15 protein-coding genes and 1 pseudogene are annotated in these 15,788 nt (G+C 60.7%); 8 read left to right on the forward strand and 8 right to left on the reverse strand.

Annotated features, from left to right (window positions below; genetic code table 11):
- Positions 1-16 precede the first annotated feature (16 nt).
- On the forward strand, positions 17-775 hold the full coding sequence (locus AACY25_RS05095; protein WP_339522914.1) for an SDR family oxidoreductase: 759 nt from the start codon (positions 17-19) through the stop codon (positions 773-775).
- A 198-nt stretch (positions 776-973) separates the two neighbouring features.
- Here the strand turns inward: AACY25_RS05095 and AACY25_RS05100 are convergent, their stop codons facing one another.
- Both AACY25_RS05100 and AACY25_RS05105 read right to left on the reverse strand, forming a co-directional pair.
- Positions 974-1,978, reverse strand: coding sequence for a DUF481 domain-containing protein (locus tag AACY25_RS05100; protein ID WP_339522916.1), 1,005 nt, complete (start codon positions 1,976-1,978; stop codon positions 974-976).
- A gap of 118 nt (positions 1,979-2,096) precedes the next feature.
- Complete coding sequence (locus tag AACY25_RS05105) at positions 2,097-3,095, reverse strand: DUF481 domain-containing protein (RefSeq protein ID WP_339522917.1); 999 nt, start codon at positions 3,093-3,095, stop codon at positions 2,097-2,099.
- Here AACY25_RS05105 and AACY25_RS05110 point away from each other — a divergent pair.
- The 3 genes from AACY25_RS05110 to AACY25_RS05120 are packed head-to-tail and all read left to right on the forward strand — an operon-like array spanning position 3,094 to position 5,854.
- Complete coding sequence (locus AACY25_RS05110; protein WP_339522918.1) at positions 3,094-3,486, forward strand: MGMT family protein; 393 nt, start codon at positions 3,094-3,096, stop codon at positions 3,484-3,486. The genes AACY25_RS05105 and AACY25_RS05110 overlap by 2 nt on opposite strands.
- A 43-nt stretch (positions 3,487-3,529) precedes the next feature.
- A complete protein-coding gene (locus tag AACY25_RS05115) occupies positions 3,530-5,077 on the forward strand; it encodes an AmpG family muropeptide MFS transporter (protein WP_339522919.1) in 1,548 nt (515 codons plus the stop codon).
- Between the two features lie 51 nt (positions 5,078-5,128).
- The gene (locus AACY25_RS05120; protein WP_339522920.1) at positions 5,129-5,854 is read left to right on the forward strand and encodes a lipopolysaccharide kinase InaA family protein; all 726 of its coding nucleotides are present in this window, start codon (positions 5,129-5,131) and stop codon (positions 5,852-5,854) included.
- Between the two features lie 10 nt (positions 5,855-5,864).
- Here AACY25_RS05120 and AACY25_RS05125 read toward each other — a convergent pair whose 3' ends face one another.
- Positions 5,865-6,698, reverse strand: a complete 834-nt coding sequence (locus AACY25_RS05125) for a mechanosensitive ion channel family protein (protein WP_339522921.1) — start codon at positions 6,696-6,698, stop codon at positions 5,865-5,867.
- A gap of 100 nt (positions 6,699-6,798) precedes the next feature.
- Complete coding sequence (locus AACY25_RS05130) at positions 6,799-7,278, reverse strand: YajQ family cyclic di-GMP-binding protein (RefSeq protein ID WP_339522923.1); 480 nt, start codon at positions 7,276-7,278, stop codon at positions 6,799-6,801.
- A gap of 100 nt (positions 7,279-7,378) precedes the next feature.
- Between AACY25_RS05130 and AACY25_RS05135 the strand changes: the two are divergent.
- The 4 genes and pseudogenes from AACY25_RS05135 to AACY25_RS05150 all read left to right on the forward strand — a co-directional run.
- Positions 7,379-8,297 (forward strand): annotated as a pseudogene (locus AACY25_RS05135) (response regulator); the annotation flags it as partial.
- Positions 8,298-8,407: 110 nt separating this feature from the next.
- Positions 8,408-9,316, forward strand: a complete 909-nt coding sequence (locus tag AACY25_RS05140; RefSeq protein ID WP_339522927.1) for a putative 2-dehydropantoate 2-reductase — start codon at positions 8,408-8,410, stop codon at positions 9,314-9,316.
- A 46-nt stretch (positions 9,317-9,362) separates the two neighbouring features.
- A complete protein-coding gene (locus AACY25_RS05145; RefSeq protein WP_339522929.1) occupies positions 9,363-11,381 on the forward strand; it encodes a sensor histidine kinase in 2,019 nt (672 codons plus the stop codon).
- Between the two features lie 2 nt (positions 11,382-11,383).
- Positions 11,384-11,968: a cob(I)yrinic acid a,c-diamide adenosyltransferase gene (locus AACY25_RS05150; protein ID WP_339522930.1), complete on the forward strand. Its 585-nt coding sequence runs from the start codon at positions 11,384-11,386 to the stop codon at positions 11,966-11,968.
- A gap of 86 nt (positions 11,969-12,054) precedes the next feature.
- Here AACY25_RS05150 and AACY25_RS05155 read toward each other — a convergent pair whose 3' ends face one another.
- The 4 genes from AACY25_RS05155 to AACY25_RS05170 all read right to left on the reverse strand — a co-directional run bounded on the left by AACY25_RS05155 (position 12,055) and on the right by AACY25_RS05170 (position 15,743).
- On the reverse strand, positions 12,055-12,948 hold the full coding sequence (locus tag AACY25_RS05155) for a pseudouridine synthase (RefSeq protein WP_339522931.1): 894 nt from the start codon (positions 12,946-12,948) through the stop codon (positions 12,055-12,057).
- Between the two features lie 54 nt (positions 12,949-13,002).
- Complete coding sequence (locus AACY25_RS05160; RefSeq protein WP_339522932.1) at positions 13,003-14,058, reverse strand: HPP family protein; 1,056 nt, start codon at positions 14,056-14,058, stop codon at positions 13,003-13,005.
- Positions 14,059-14,172: 114 nt separating this feature from the next.
- Positions 14,173-15,114 (reverse strand): Nudix family hydrolase, encoded by a 942-nt coding sequence (locus AACY25_RS05165; protein WP_339522934.1) that lies wholly within the window; start codon positions 15,112-15,114, stop codon positions 14,173-14,175.
- Entirely contained in the window at positions 15,111-15,743 is a 633-nt protein-coding gene (locus AACY25_RS05170; RefSeq protein ID WP_339522936.1) for a glutathione S-transferase family protein, read from the reverse strand. Before AACY25_RS05170 ends, AACY25_RS05165 begins: the two co-directional genes overlap by 4 nt.
- Positions 15,744-15,788: the final 45 nt, after the last annotated feature.

Genomic DNA, 15,788 nt, shown 5'->3' on the forward strand with positions numbered 1-15,788 from the left:
TTTGAGGGGACACGCGATGCAACTTAAAGACAAGGTCATCATCATTACCGGCGGCTGTCAGGGCCTGGGCCGCGCCATGGCTGAGTACCTGGCAGACAAAGGCGCCAAGCTGGCACTGGTCGACCTGAACCAGGAAAAACTCGACGAAGCCGTGGCCGCTTGCAAGGCCATGGGCGTAGAAGCCCGCGCTTACCTGTGCAACGTCGCCAATGAAGAGCAAGTGACCCAAACCGTGGCACAGATTGCCGAAGACTTCGGCGCAATCAACGGCCTAGTCAACAATGCCGGCATCCTGCGTGACGGGCTGACCATCAAGGTCAAGGACGGCGAAATCACCAAACTGAGCCTGGCCCAGTGGCAATCGGTGATCGACGTCAACCTGACCGGCGTATTCCTCTGCACCCGTGAAGTCGCGGCGAAGATGATCGAACTGAAGAACGAAGGCGCGATCATCAACATCTCCTCCATCTCCCGCGCGGGCAATATCGGCCAGGCCAACTACTCCGCCGCCAAGGCTGGCGTGGCCGCTGACACCGTGGTCTGGGCCAAGGAACTGGCGCGCTACGGCATCCGCGTTGCGGGCGTGGCGCCGGGCTTTATCGAAACCGAAATGGTTGCCAGCATGAAGCCCGAGGCGCTGGAGCGCATGACCTCGGTCATCCCGCTGCGCCGCATGGGCAAACCAGCCGAGATCGCTCACTCGGTGGCCTATATCCTGGAAAACGACTACTACACCGGTCGCGTTCTGGAGCTGGATGGCGGTCTGCGTCTCTGATCGGCTAGATCGACACGCTGCAAACAAAAAGCCCCGCAATGCGGGGCTTTTTTTGCTCTTAATTTTTCAAGATCTAGCGAGCTAGAGACCTGCAAGGCAAAAACAGGCGAGAAAGCGGAGTGTACTGTTGTACATGAGCATTCCGAGCCTGTTTTTAACGCAGCAGGGCCGACGCGCAGCAGATCGACGGCCAAACGCTTACCAGCCGACGCCAAACCCCAGGCTATAACGGGTCTCGTCCAGCTCGCCTTCCGAGCCGCTGACCAGGTCCTTCTCGGCCTTCATGTTCAGCGACGCCCAGTCGGTCAGCTTGTAACGCAGGCCCACAGCGGCGTCCAGGGTGTAGTCCGCCGCGTTGGCCAGCGGCTTACCCACCTCACCATCGCTGAACAGTTCGACACTCTTGCCAATCAAGTAACGGTTGTAGTCCCACTTCATGCTCACGGCATAAAAGTTGTCGTTCAGACCATTGGCATATTCATAGTCAGTGCGGTTGATCAGACCGGCCACAGAGAAGGCGCCCAGTTCGTTATCCCAAAACTGATAACCCGGACCGGTACCCACGGTGCGCTGACGGCGCAGGTCCTCAATCTTGTCGCGCTTGTATTCCAGGCGCCCCTGCCAGAACCAATGTTCGGTCAGAAAACGGTCGAGGGCATATTCCACACCCCAGTTATCCGTGGTGACTAGGTCATCTTGGAACTCGCGGTTGTAATCGGCTTGCGCGTTGTGTCGCCATAGGCCATGGCGAGCCTGGGTTTTGAGGCTGACGTCATAGTCGTCGGTGTCACGCTCGGCACGCTTGTAATCCAACGACGCATCAATATTGCCTTTCCAAAGAAAATCTTCGACCAAGGGTTTGGGCTTGAGAATCTGTTTGATGCTGGCCAGCTCGACCGTCTTGGGCGCATCTCCATTAGCCAGGATTACCTTACCCGGATCGGCCGGCTGCAGGGATTTGGCGCGCTCGCCCGCAATTGCGCTCTCCTTGACCAACAGCTCCTGATCGCTTTCCAAGGTCGCAATCTTGCTCCAATCAAGGGCAATCGCACCGCCGTAGTCGGTCTCCAGCAGCAGTTTGCCGCCATCATAGAATTTGATCTTGCCGGTCAGGCGGTCACCGTTCTTCAGCCAGACGGTATCCGCCAGCGCGGAGGTGGCAGCCACTGAAATGGCCAGGCATAGCAGAGTTCTGGAAAACATAGGGATAGCTTGTCTACTTCGGATTCGCGAAAGGTCGCGCATTATCCGTAAGCACGACGCCAGAGCAAGCAGTGACCGACAGAATCACCGCGAGTTCAGCCAGCGCGACCACACACCCTTACCAACCCACGCCAAGTCCCAAGAGATAGCGCCGCTCGCTGATGGTTTGTCCTAGCCCGCGCACCTGATCCAACTCATACAACAGCGACAGCCGCGCCCAGTCATTCAGGCGGTAACGCAGGCCCATTTCGCTGTCGAGGGCGTAGTCAATTTCCTCAATCGCCGGCAGTTGCAACTCGGCATTGGTGTAGAACTCCAGCCGCGTCCCCCAGAGCAGGCGCTTGTAATCCCACGCCAGGGAGTAGGTGTCGAACTCAAGGTCAGCCTGCGCGGTTTCGAAACGCACGCGATTGTATTGGCTGATCAGTTCAAAACGGCCCAATTCATTGTCCCAGAAGCGATACCCCGGCCCAGTGCCGACGATACGCTGGCGGTTAACCTGCTCAAACTCGTCTTCCTGCTGCTCAACACCGGTTCGCCAGAACCAGTGGTCCGTGAGAAAGCGGTCAAGATCGTATTCCAGCTGCCAGTTGTCATCGATCTTGTTGCCATTTTTGGTCTCGCGCTCCAGCTCGCCGGCCAGCACATGCCGCCAACGTCCATGCTCGATACGTGTATTGCCCTTGAGCTTCCACTCGTCGGTTTCATCCTCGTTGCGTTCCATATCCAGCTTGGCGTCGAGATTGCCTTCCCAAATGCGGTCCTGCAGCACCGGCCGCGGCGGAATCAGGCGTGTAATGCTGGAAAGCGGCACGGTCTGCGTGCTGTCATTGACGACCCGGACCATGCCCTTGCCGGCCGCTTCCAGCCGGTTACTGTGCTCGCTATCGAGACCTTGGCGGCGCATCAACAAAGGTTTCTCCGAACGCAGGGTGTCGATATCCTTCCAGGCAATCAGCACCTGGCCGGCGTACTTGGTTTTCAAGGCCAGCTTGCTGCCATCAAGCAGAACTATCTCGCCGCTCAGGCGGTCACCATTGTTCAACCACACCGTGTCCGCCCATGCAGGCACGGCCAGAGCAAGAACCAGAGAACACAGCAGGGTGCGTAGCAGCATGATCGGAGAGCCAGATAGCGAGCCAGGACAGGTGCCGCAGCATGCCGCGCCGAGCATACCGACAGCAAGCCAAGGGGAACGCCGCACAGTACTTTATGGCGTGCTGGCTCAGGTGCCTGCGGGGCGCGTGGTGAGCTATGGCCAGCTGGCCGCATACGCCGGTTTAGGCCGTGCCGCACGCTGGGTCGGGCGCACCCTCAGCCAACTGCCGGACGGCAGCACCCTGCCCTGGCACCGGGTAATTGCCGCAGGCGGGCGGCTCAGTTTGCCTGCGGGCAGCCTCTCCGGCGCCGAGCAACGCAGTCGTCTGCGTGAGGAAGGCGTGCAAATCCATAACGATCGGGTGGATATAGCCCGCTATGGCTGGCGCCCAATGGAGCACAGCGGTTAGAGTGCGCCCTTTATTAGGTCAAACTCAGGCTGATACCCCTTCAATGCCCCGTAAAAGCTGGCGTGACGCCATTGCTGCCTACTCCAGCCCCTCAACATTGGTGCTGCTCCTTTTAGGGTTCGCCGCTGGCCTGCCCTATATGCTGGTGTTCTCCACGCTTTCTGTCTGGTTGCGCGAAGCCGGCGTTGCGCGCGACACCATTGGCTTTGCCAGCCTGATCGGCCTGGCCTATGCCTTTAAGTGGGTGTGGTCGCCACTGCTCGACCAGTGGCGCCTACCGCTGCTCGGCAAGCTGGGCCGCCGACGCTCCTGGTTGGTGCTGTCGCAGATCCTGATCGCCATCGGCCTGGCCGGCATGGCCCTGTGTGACCCGCAAACCCATCTGACCTGGCTGATTTCCCTGGCCGTGCTGGTGGCTTTCGCCTCGGCCACTCAGGACATCGCCGTCGATGCCTACCGTCTGGAAATCGTCGACGACACCCGCCAGGCGGCCCTCGCCGCCAGCTATATGGCGGGCTACCGCGTCGCTGCCCTCCTGGCTACCGCCGGTGCCCTGTATTTCGCCGAAGGCTTTGGCTCCACTGCGCTGCTCTATCAGCACGGTGCCTGGGCCGGCACTTACCTGTTGTTCGCCCTGCTGATGCTGCCCGGCCTGCTGACCAGCCTATGGATGCGCGAGCCGGATGTGCCGTTGCGTACCCAGCTGGACGCTGCTCGTTATGGTTTCAGCCATCAAATTGTTTCGGTATTGGTACTGATTGTTTTGCTGGTCTCAGTGCCGGCGATGTTTACCCAGTTCTACCACACCGACTTCGCCAGCCTGGTCAACGGTGAAGCAAGCCTGCTTGACCTGCTGCTGGAAGACCGCGCCTTCCTGCGCGCCCTGCTCTACACCATCCTCACCAGCCTATGTCTCTCCACCATGGGTCGCCGCGGCCTGGCGCCGGTACTGACTCCGGTCAATGACTTTATCGTGCGCTACCGCTGGCAGGCCTTCCTGCTGCTGGGGCTGATCGCCACCTACCGCATGTCAGACACCGTGATGGGCGTGATGGCCAACGTGTTCTATATCGACCAGGGCTTTACCAAGGATCAGATCGCCAGCGTCAGCAAGCTGTTCGGCCTGGTGATGACCTTGATTGGCGCAGGCTTCGGTGGGCTGCTGATTGTGCGTTTCGGCATTATGCCGATCCTGCTTATCGGTGGCGCCGCCTCGGCCGCGACCAACCTGCTGTTCCTTATGCTCACCGGCATGGGCGCGGATCTGCAGATGTTGATCGTGACCATTTCCGCCGACAACTTCAGCGCGGGCCTCGCTACTGCCGCATTTGTCGCCTACTTGTCGAGCCTGACCAACCTGAAATTCTCCGCCACCCAGTACGCCCTGCTTAGCTCCATCATGCTGCTGCTGCCACGCCTGATCGGCGGATACTCTGGGGTGATGGTGGAAAATTACGGCTACGCCCAGTTCTTTCTGATCACCGCCTTGCTGGGCATTCCGACGCTGATCCTGATCCTTCTGCAATGGCGGCGCGAGCGGCCTCTGGCGAACGATGTCACCTCGGCAAGTACCGCCCAGCAGCCTGACTGAACAAACTGGCAAGAGTCTTGCTCTATTGTGATATTCACAAAAGGGCAGACCATGACCGTAGCATTCAGTAACGTCAGCAGTTTCTTTAGCCCGGCCAGCCTCGATAGCTGGTGGCAGATCCAGGGCGAATGGGTCGAAGAGCCCAATGATCGTCGCGGCGGACAGAGTGGCGTCCAACGCATCAGGAAGGACGACACGCTGCTCTATGCCAAGCGTCAAACGGGGCATATCCACCGCAGCCTGCTGCATCCTTTTGGCCGCCCTACGGTGCTGCGCGAGCGAGATGCGCTGCTGGGTGCCCGCAAAGCAGGCGTAACCGTCCCGGAAATTGTCTATTGCGCCGCCGAGCACAACACCCAAGGCTGGCGTGCGCTGCTAGTGACCAAGGCATTGGAAGGCTTTCAGCCCCTTGATGACTGGTACGCAGGTAACGGCCGTGAGCAGTACGGCGAAACTCTGCATCAGCAATTGCTGCAGAAAGTGGCGCAAAGCCTGGCCAGCCTGCATAGCGCGCGCTGGCAACATGGCTGCATCTATATCAAACATATTTTTGTGCGCGTCAGCGGTGAAGGTCAGACACTGACTTGCGAGGTGGCATTGCTCGACTTGGAGAAATGCCGCAGGCGCCTAACCCGCAAGCAGGCCGCTTTGCACGACATGCTGCAGTTGCGGCGCCACTCACCCTGGGATCAGGCCGATTGGCAAAACCTGATCGGCCACTACCAACTGGCGATGGGCCGCACGCTCAAAACGCTCTATAACGCGACCAGCCACTAATACCGCTCTGTCACGCAGAGGGTTGTTGCACGAGATGCACCACCCGCTGCGGGAATGGAATACCGATACCCGCCTCGCTTAAACGCTCCTTGGCCAGTTCGGTAAAGGCGAAGGTGACAGGCCAGAAATCCGGTGTAGCTACCCAGACCCGCAGTGACAGATTGATCGCACTGTCACCCAAGCCAGTAACAAACACCACCGGAGCCGGCTCCTGGTGCACGCGCGGGTCTTTGGCGATGTCCAGCAAGACCTCACGAGCCTGCTTGATATCACTCGAGTAATCGATACCCAGATTGATATCGGCGCGCCGCATGGTTTCACGCGAGTAGTTAGTGATATGACCATTCGACAGGCTGCCGTTGGGCACGATCACCACTTTGTTGTCAGCGGTTTTTAGCGTGGTATGGAAAATCTGAATGCTGTCGACGCTACCCGATACGCCTTGAGCCTCGATCCAGTCGCCGGCGCGAAACGGGCGAAACAGCATGATCAGCACGCCACCGGCGAAATTTGCCAGACTTCCCTGCAACGCGAGACCGATGGCCAAGCCGGCGGCACCAATCACGGCGATAAATGAAGTCGTTTCCACGCCGATCATCGAGGCAACGCTGATCAGCAACAAAACCCTCAGCACAATACTGACCAGGCTGCAGATAAAACTGCTCAACACCCGGTCGACCTGACGCAAATTGAGCAAGCGGCCAATGCTCGACGTCAGCCTGCCAACCAGCCACCAACCAATCAGCAGTGTGATCAAGGCCAGTGTCAGCTTACCGCCGTATTCCAGCAGGACCGGCATCCAGGCCTCTGACATTTCCACTAATTGTTCGATGTTCATGTCCATCTGCTAATCCTTGTAAACCTTTGAAAATAAAACGCCACGGCCAGCCGTGGCGTTACTGCATCACCCCGTTGCGCCGACTGAGCGGCACAAGGCTCACACCTTAATCGCGGAAGTTATTGAACTGCAGCGGCATGCCGAAGTCTTTGCCACGCAGGGCGGCGATGGCCTCCTGCAGGTCATCGCGCTTCTTGCCAGTGATACGCACCTGCTCACCCTGAATGGCGGCCTGCACCTTGAGCTTGCTGTCCTTGACGTGTGCGACGATCTTCTTCGCCAAGTCCTTTTCAATGCCTTCACGCAGAATGACTTCCTGCTTGACGCTCTTACCCGACGCATAGGCGTCCTTGAACTCTAGGCACTGCACATCGATCTTGCGCTTGACCAGGCAGAGCTTGAGAATCTCAACCATCTGCTCCAACTGAAAATCCGCATCGGCTGTCAGGTTGACAGTCAGCTCTTTCAGCTCAAAGCTACCTTTACCGCGCAGGTCATAACGACGGTCCAGCTCTTTGATGGCGCTGTCGATGGCGTTGGTAACTTCATGTTTGTCCAACTCGGACACCACGTCGAACGAGGGCATGGGCTTACTCCTGATAGACGGCGCGCCCTGCATCACGAATGGGGCACACCTGGCTTGACGGTAAAAAAACCCGGCCATTATATAGCGGTAGCAACACACACTGCCCGGCGATGTACCGGGCCCACATGATTTCCCCCTAGCGAGCCTGCCCATGCCCAACCCCCACCTGAGTATTTTGGTCGTCGATGACGCCAAGTTCTCCAGCGCCATGATCGGGCGCGCCCTGAGCCAGGCGGGCTACCAAGACTTACGCTTTGCCAGCAGCGCGGCCGAAGCCATCAGCCTGCTCGAGCAACGCCCCGCCAGCGTCTTGCTTGCCGACTGGCTGATGCCGGAGATGAACGGCCTGGAGCTGACCGTGCAGGTACGCCAGTTTGATGAAATGGCCCACCACTACACCTACGTCATCCTGCTCACCGGCAAGGAAGGCGAAAACGTACTGGGCGAAGCCTTCGATAGCGGCGTCGATGATTTCATCAGCAAAGCGGCGATGAACGAGCAACTGGTGCCGCGGGTCTATGCCGCTGATCGCCTGTGCAACACCTTGCAGCGTCTGTTGCAGGAAAACCGTCTGCTCACCGAAAACATTGCCAGCCTGGAGCAACGTAACCTGATCGACCCGCTTACGGGCCTGGGCAATAACCGTTACCTGCACCAGAAGATGCTCGACAGCCTGCGCCAGGTCGAATCTCGCGGCGGCGCGCTGTGCTACTTGATGATCGGCCTGCAAGACATGCCCGAGCTGCACCAGCAATATGGCGATGCTTTCTATAACGAACTGCTCACCGGCGTGGCGCGACGCCTGCAACAGCTGGTGCGGCCACTGGATGTACTGGTGCGCCTGGATGAAAACCACTTCGGCCTGATCACCCTGCTAACGGACCTGCACGAATGCTCGCCCAGCAGTTTCAAGCGCCTGCACGAAGGGATTAACCTCAAAGCGTTCAAGACCAGCGAAGGCTTTATTAGCCTCAAAGCCGGGATCAGCCTGGTTGGTCTGGATGCCAAAGGCCTACCCATCACACCGGAACAGATCACCGATCACGCCAGCAGGCTATTGCCTGAATCGCACAGCACTGGACTGGTGACTGCGTTGCGCCTGTCCTTGCCGCAATAAGCCGCACAACATATGTGGCATATCCTCGGTGCCGGCAGCCTCGGCACCCTGTGGGCGGCGCGCCTGGCGCGCGCGGGTTTGCCAGTGCAACTGATCCTGCGCGACTCAGCGCGCCTGCACAGCTACCAACAGGCCGGCGGGCTGACCCTGGTTGAACAGGGCCAGGCGCAGCACTACGCCATCCCAGCGCAAACGGCGGATAACTCCGAGCCGATCCAACGCCTGCTACTGAGCTGTAAAGCCTATGACGCCGCCGCCGCCGTGAGCCAGTTGGCCCCGCGCCTTGCATCTGGCGCCGAAATCCTCTTGCTACAGAACGGCCTGGGCAGCCAGGACGAAGTCGCCCGCGTCGCACCGCAGGCGCGCTGCATTTTTGCCTCCAGCACCGAAGGCGCGTTTCGCCAGGCGGATTTTCAGGTGGTGTTTGCCGGCCATGGCCATACCTGGCTCGGCGACCCGCGTGACCTGCAATCGCCCAACTGGCTGACAGACCTGCGCCAGGCCGGCATTGCCCATGACTGGAGCCTGAATATCCTCAGCCGCCTATGGCGCAAGCTGGCGCTGAACTGTGCGATCAACCCGCTGACCGTGCTGCATGATTGCCGCAATGGCGGCTTGCGTGATCATCCAGCGCAGATCGCCTGCCTATGCAGCGAGCTGAGCGAACTGCTGCATACATGCGGCCACAGCGCCGCCGCCGAGGACTTGCACAACGAAGTACTACGGGTAATCCAGGCCACCGCCTCCAATTACTCTTCCATGCACCAGGATGTTAGCCAGGGCCGTCGCACGGAAATCGCCTACCTGCTGGGTTACGCCTGCAACGCTGCGCAACGTCACCAATTGGTGCTGCCACATCTTCAGGCACTGCACGGCCAGCTGCTGGCCCACCTTGATGCACGCGGATTGCCCCGCCACTGAGGCCCGCGTTAACCTGCCTGCACTTCCGCCACCGCGACAGCCCGCCATGCCCCTGCGTCAAAGCCTCGAAAACCTACCGGTCGGCCGCAAGCTGCTGGTCGCCCTGCTGGCCTTGCTCGCCACCGTATTGCTGGTGGCCAACCTAGCCTTTATCAGCGCGGCCTACTGGATTTCTCAGGAAAGCGTGGCGCCTCAGGCCTTGCATACACTCGGCAGGCTGATTGCCAGCCCGCCGCTGAGCAAGGAAGCACTGAGTTCCCCCACTGCCGCCGAAGCGCTGCTGCGGCGCCTGGATGACTACGCACCGCTACGCGCTGCGGTGATTTATGACGCCGAGGGTCTGAACCTTGCGCAGCTACAGCGCGGCACCAAACTGCAGCTGCCGCAGCGTGTCGAGGAAGTCGAATCCTGGCGTCACAGCGAGTTTCGTATCAACCAGTTGGTCGAATTGCCACAAGCCACGGGCAGCTCTGGCCACCTGCTGCTGGTAGCCTCCAGCGAGCTGCCGGGGGTGTTCTACACCGGCACCCTAACTGCCAGCCTGGTGATTCTGGCCTTGAGCGTACTGTTCTGGCTGATCGTCTCGCGCCAGGTGCGCCGCCTGATCACCCGACCGATCCGCCGCCTGGAAGAGCTCTCACGCCAGGTCACGCGCGAAGAGAACTACGCCCTACGCGCGCGCCGCGGCAACCGCGACGAGATTGGCAGTTTGGCCGAGGCCTTCAACACCATGCTGGTACGCATCGAGGCCCGCGAGCAGCAGCTCAAACGTGCCCGTGACGATGCCCAGGAAGCCTTCGACCAGGCCCATCACCTGGCCGAAGAAACCCGCCACTCCAACCGCAAGCTGGAGCTGGAAGTGCAGGTGCGGGGCAAGATCGAGAAGAAGCTCACCGGCTTTCAGAAGTACCTCAACAGCATCATCGACTCCATGCCCTCGGCGCTGATAGCCCTCGACGAGCAGCTCTACGTTACCCAGTGGAACCAGGAGGCCAGCAGCCTCTCCGGCACCCGCCTGGACGAGGCTCTGAACCAGCCGATCTTCCTCGCCTTCCCGCCGCTCAAGCCCTTCCTGCCGCAGCTAAGGCGCACTGTCGAGCAGCATCAGGTGGAAAAGATCGAACGGGTCACCTGGGGTAGCAACGAGCAACCGCATCACTTCGCCCTGACCTTCTACCCGCTGACGGGCGGCAGCGGCCGCGGTGTGGTGATACGCATCGACGACATCACCCAGCGCCTCAATCTGGAAGAGATGATGGTGCAATCAGAGAAGATGCTCTCGGTCGGCGGTCTGGCCGCCGGCATGGCGCACGAGATCAATAACCCGCTGGGCGCCATCTTGCATAACGTGCAGAACATCCGCAGGCGCCTATCGCCGGAGCTGGCAAAGAACCGTGAACAAGCCGAGCAAGCCGGCATCTGCCTCGAAGACATTGACCGCTACCTAAATGCCCGAGAGATTCCACGCCTGCTCGACGGCATCCAGCAAGCCGGCAGTCGCGCAGCGAAGATTGTCAGCCATATGCTTAATTTCAGCCGGCGCAGCGACCGCCAACTGGCACCCTGCAACCTACCCGCATTGATCGACCAGGCCGTGGAAATCGCCAGCAACGACTTCGACCTGACCGACAGCTTCGATTTCAAGAGCCTGAACATCCAGCGTGAGTTCGAAGCCGACCTGCCCACCGTACCAGCCACCGCCAACGAGCTGGAGCAGGTGCTGCTCAACCTATTGAAAAACGCGGCCCAGGCCATCCACCAGCGCGATGGCAGCGCGACGCCTGGGCAGATTACCCTGCGCGTACGCCTGGCGCCGCCCTGGGCGGAAATCCAGGTGGAGGACAATGGCGTCGGCATGCCCGAACCCGTACGCAAGCGCATCTTCGAGCCGTTCTTCACCACCAAGGAAGTCGGCCAGGGCACCGGGCTTGGCCTGTCGGTCTCCTACTTCATCGTCACCAACAATCACAAAGGGCAGATGGAGGTGCAGTCCAAGGCCAGCCAAGGCACCTGCTTCACCCTGCGCCTACCACTGGCCATCGCCACTCCTGACACAGGACTTTGAACATGGGTTACCGCCTTTCGAAAATCTACACGCGCACCGGCGACGCTGGCGAAACCGGCCTGGCCGATGGCCGCAGAGTCGGAAAGGACCACCCACGAGTGGAAGCTATTGGCGAGGTGGATACGCTAAACAGCCATATCGGCCTGCTGCTGGCCGATCTTACCGAACAACAAAGTAGATGGCCTGGGCTTGCGGAAGTCATCGAGGTGCTCGCGCCTTGTCAGCACCGCCTGTTCGACCTCGGCGGCGAACTGGCGATGCCCGATTACCAGGCCCTGCAGGCTCCGGAAATCGAGCGACTGGAAGCTGCCATCGACCGCTGGAACGAAGAAGTCGGCCCGCTGGAAAACTTTATCCTGCCCGGGGGCTCGCGCCTGATTGCCCAGGCCCACATGTGCCGCAGCCTGGCCCGCAGCGCCGAACGGCGCTGCCAACACCTGAACGCCGTGGAGCCGATTCGCGGCGTTGGCCTGGCCTACGTCAATCGACTGTCTGATCTGCTGTTTGTCGCTGCGCGGCTGATCGCCAAACGCCAAGGGATCGCTGAAGTGCTATGGCAGGCTGCTGCCAAAGAATCACAAAGCTAATCGTGTAGCCGCGTAGGGCGGATGACGTTGTTTTTCTCCACCATTACGGGTCGGTGGATGGATAAAGCGCCATCCACCCTACGAATTCAGAGCAGACTAAGCTGGCTTTCGAATGTGCGCCGCTCACCGGTTAGCGGATCGATAAAACTCAGGCGCTTGGCCAGCAGCTTTAACGGCTTGCTGTAGTCATCCGGCGCATCGGGAGCATCGGTGACCTCGGGATAGAACGGGTCATTGAGGATCGGCGCGCCCAGCGCGGCCAGGTGCACGCGCAGTTGATGCTTCTTGCCTGTTACCGGATAGAGCCGGTACAGCCAGTGCTCGCCGAGACGCTGGGCGACTTCGATGCGCGTTTCGGTATTGGCCTCACCGACGACTTCCTGCATACGAAAGAACGGCTCGGCGCCCTCCAGCCGCGTCGCCCGCAGCAGCGGAAACTCCAACTGCGGCAAAGCCGCTGCCAGCGCCTCGTAGCACTTGTCCATCTGCCGCAGGCGAAACAGCGCCTGGTATTGGGCACGGCTCTGGCGATTGGTGGAAAACAGCACCAGGCCGGCGGTGTGCCGATCAATCCGGTGCAGCGGCACCAGGTCAGCATTGCCCAGGCGCTTGGCCAGGCGTGCCTGCAGGGTCTGCTCGACGTATTCGCCAGCCGGCATCACCGGCAGAAAATGCGGCTTGTCGGCCACCAGCAAATGCTCATCGACGTACAGCAGAGCTTCTTCGAAGGGAATCGGCGTCTCCGCTGGCACCTCACGAAAGTAGTGCACCTTGAGCCCTTCGCGATAAATCGCCGCCATGCCGAGCGGCTGCCCCTGAGCGTCCAACACCCGACCACGGGCGATCCGCTCCTGCCACACCGCTGGCGCAATCGCCGGGAAATGCGCGCACAGGCACTCGAACACCGTCGCCCAGCTGCCACGCGGCAAGTGCAGAGTGCTGGGGCGCATATTCGAGGGGGAACGGGCTTCAATAGGCATGAACACACTCAACAGCCAGACAGCGGAAGCACACAGGATAACCCAGGCCCAGGTTTAACCCGCGCCCGGTGCGGGACACTGCAGTGACATACGGAACAGCGCTGCCAGCAGGTCGGACTGGCTGACGATACCCAGCAAGCGATGGTGCTCATCCACAACGGGCAGCCGATGCACGTCGGTATCGGTAAGCATCTGCAGCAGGTAGGTCACCGGCCAGTCGGCGCGGCAGGTCGGTGCCTGGCGCTGCATACATTGGCTGACGGTTTGCGTATCGACGTCGGCCAGCAACAGGTCGTGTAGGCTCAGCATGCCCTGCAATTCGCCTTGTGGGTTAAGCACCGGCATAGCGCTTAGCCGATGCTCATGCAGGCTCAAACGCGCTTCGGCAAGGCTGCTGTGCTCCACCAGCGTCTGCACATCACGGGACATGATGTCGCCGCAACGCACTTCGCCAAAACGGCGCTGATAAGCCCGCGCCTCGGTTTGCAGCAGAATATCTTCCAGGTCTTCGCGGGAAATATCGAGCAACTCGCCGCGCGCTTTGAGCACTGCATCCAGATCCGCCGGGGTGAAACCCAGGCGATCACGAGGAATCGGATCACGAGTCTTGTGCACGTTGCCATGCTCAAGGGGGCGGTGCGGGTACTGTCGGCGTAGGGCGTTATTGAACAGCAACGCAATCAGTAGCAGACCGATCGAGTTCAACCCCACCGGGTAGAGGGCGAAGTGATAGCCCAGCTGGGCCACTTCCGGCCCGGCCAGCACTGCCGTCAGCGCCACTGCCCCACCCGGCGGGTGCAGGCAGCGCAGGGCAAACATTCCGGCAATCGCCAGGCCACCGGCCAACGCGGCCACCCAGGCGTCGTGACCAAACCAAGTGGCGCAGGTCACGCCAATTAGAGCGGAGATCAGGTTGCCACCGAGAATCGACCAAGGCTGCGCCAATGGGCTGGCCGGCACGGCAAACAACAGCACCGCCGACGCCCCCATAGGTGCTATCAGCCAAGGGCTCGCACTGCCGAGCACCTCATGGCAAAGCCAGCCACTGAACAGCAGTCCCAGCACCGCGCCCACGCAGCTCAACGTCCGCTCACTCAGACTGACCGCCATGGGCGCCGGCCAGAAGCCTTTCAACCACGCTTTGATGCTTTGCACCCTCAACCGCTCACCTGTAACGCACCATTTAAGGGCGCGACTATAACGCCCTTTGTCCGCAGGTGGCAGCTACTCCGGCCAGAACGCGCGAATCCCCGCCACGCCCTGAGCGCCAACCTGCCAGGCCCGTTCTACGTCAGCAGGGGTAACACCGCCGAGCAAATAGGCCGGCTGATTAAAGCCCTGCAGCAGCTCGGCAACCTGCGCCCAGCCCAGAGGCTGTGCATCGGGATGAGTCTGGGTGGCTTCTACGGGCGACAGGGTGATGAAATCCACGCCCATCTGCGTGGCCAGTTGCAACTCCTGCACGTTGTGGCAGGAGGCCGCCAGCCAGCGCTGCGGCGGAAACGGTCGGCCACCAGCGCTCAATTCGCGCAACTGTTGCGCCGTCAGGTGCCAGCCCGCTGCTGGAAAATCCCCCAGCCATTCCAGTGGCCCCTTGAGCATCAACTGCGCTTTGCCCGCGCAGAGGCCGAGGGCATCCACAGCAATATCGCGGTACTGCGCATCGAACATCGCCGGAGCGCGCAGTTGCAGCAGACGGATGCCACTTTTCAGCGCGGTCTGGATACCGCGTAGCAACTCAGGTCCGCTCCGCCCTTCCGGGGTGATCAGATAACGCTCGGGTAAACGTGCGGCCGCGACAATCGGGCGGTTGGCGGCGGGAAACTCATAGTCGCCCAACTGCCGTGGGCTGACCCAGGCCAGCGGTTGGCCTTCGGCGCCATGGGGCTCACCGACATAAGCCGAGACTTCCCAGACATCCAGCAGCACCTGTTTGTCCGGGTAATCGTGACGCACCTGAATTAGCGGGCGCGTGGCCCTGGGGCGAATGCCCAGCTCCTCTTCCAGCTCACGCGCCAGGGCTGCCTGCACCGTCTCGCTGGCCTCGACCTTGCCACCGGGAAACTCCCATAGGCCGCCCTGATGCTTATCATCAGGGCGCTTGGCGAGCAGAATCTGCCCATCCACACCGCGGATGACCGCGGCGGCTACATGAATACGCTTCACGCCAGATGTTCCTCCTGAGCAGCCTGGTACCAGCGCTGAAACGCCGGCCACTGATAGATGGTTTCGACATAGGCGGCAGCCTCTGCCGATAGCGTCACCTGATAGCTGCGCAGACGCGCCGCCACCGGGGCAAAGTAGGCATCCGCCAGGCATGGCTGACCAAACAGGAAGCCTCCGTCCTGACCAAAGCGCTGTCGGCACTCAGCCCACAGGGCGCAGATACGCTGAATATCGGCCACGGCCTCGGCCGGTATTTCTGTCAGCGCCTGATTGCGTTTGAGGTCCATCGGCAGGTGGCTGCGCAGCGCGACAAATCCGCTGTGCATCTCGGCGCAGACACTGCGCGCCAGCGCACGGGCGGCCCGCGCCTGTGGCCATAGCTGAGCAGCGGGAAAACATTCGGCAAGGTATTCGCCAATCGCCAGAGAGTCCCAGATCGCGCCATCATCACAGAGCAGCAACGGTACCTTGCCGGTCGGCGAGTGCTGCAGAATTCGCGCGCGAGTATCGGCGCGGTTCAGGGTAATCAGCTGCTCGGCATAGGGCACGCCGGTCAGTTCCAAGGCCAGCGCCGCACGCAGCGACCAGGACGAATAGGTTTTGTCGCCGATAACCAGAGTAAGTGACATGGGCTGCGCTCGATGCGGGAAGGTCGAATGACCTTAAAAGGCGAC

The organism is Pseudomonas sp. EA_35y_Pfl2_R111, assembly GCF_963970955.1.
Lineage (GTDB): Bacteria > Pseudomonadota > Gammaproteobacteria > Pseudomonadales > Pseudomonadaceae > Aquipseudomonas.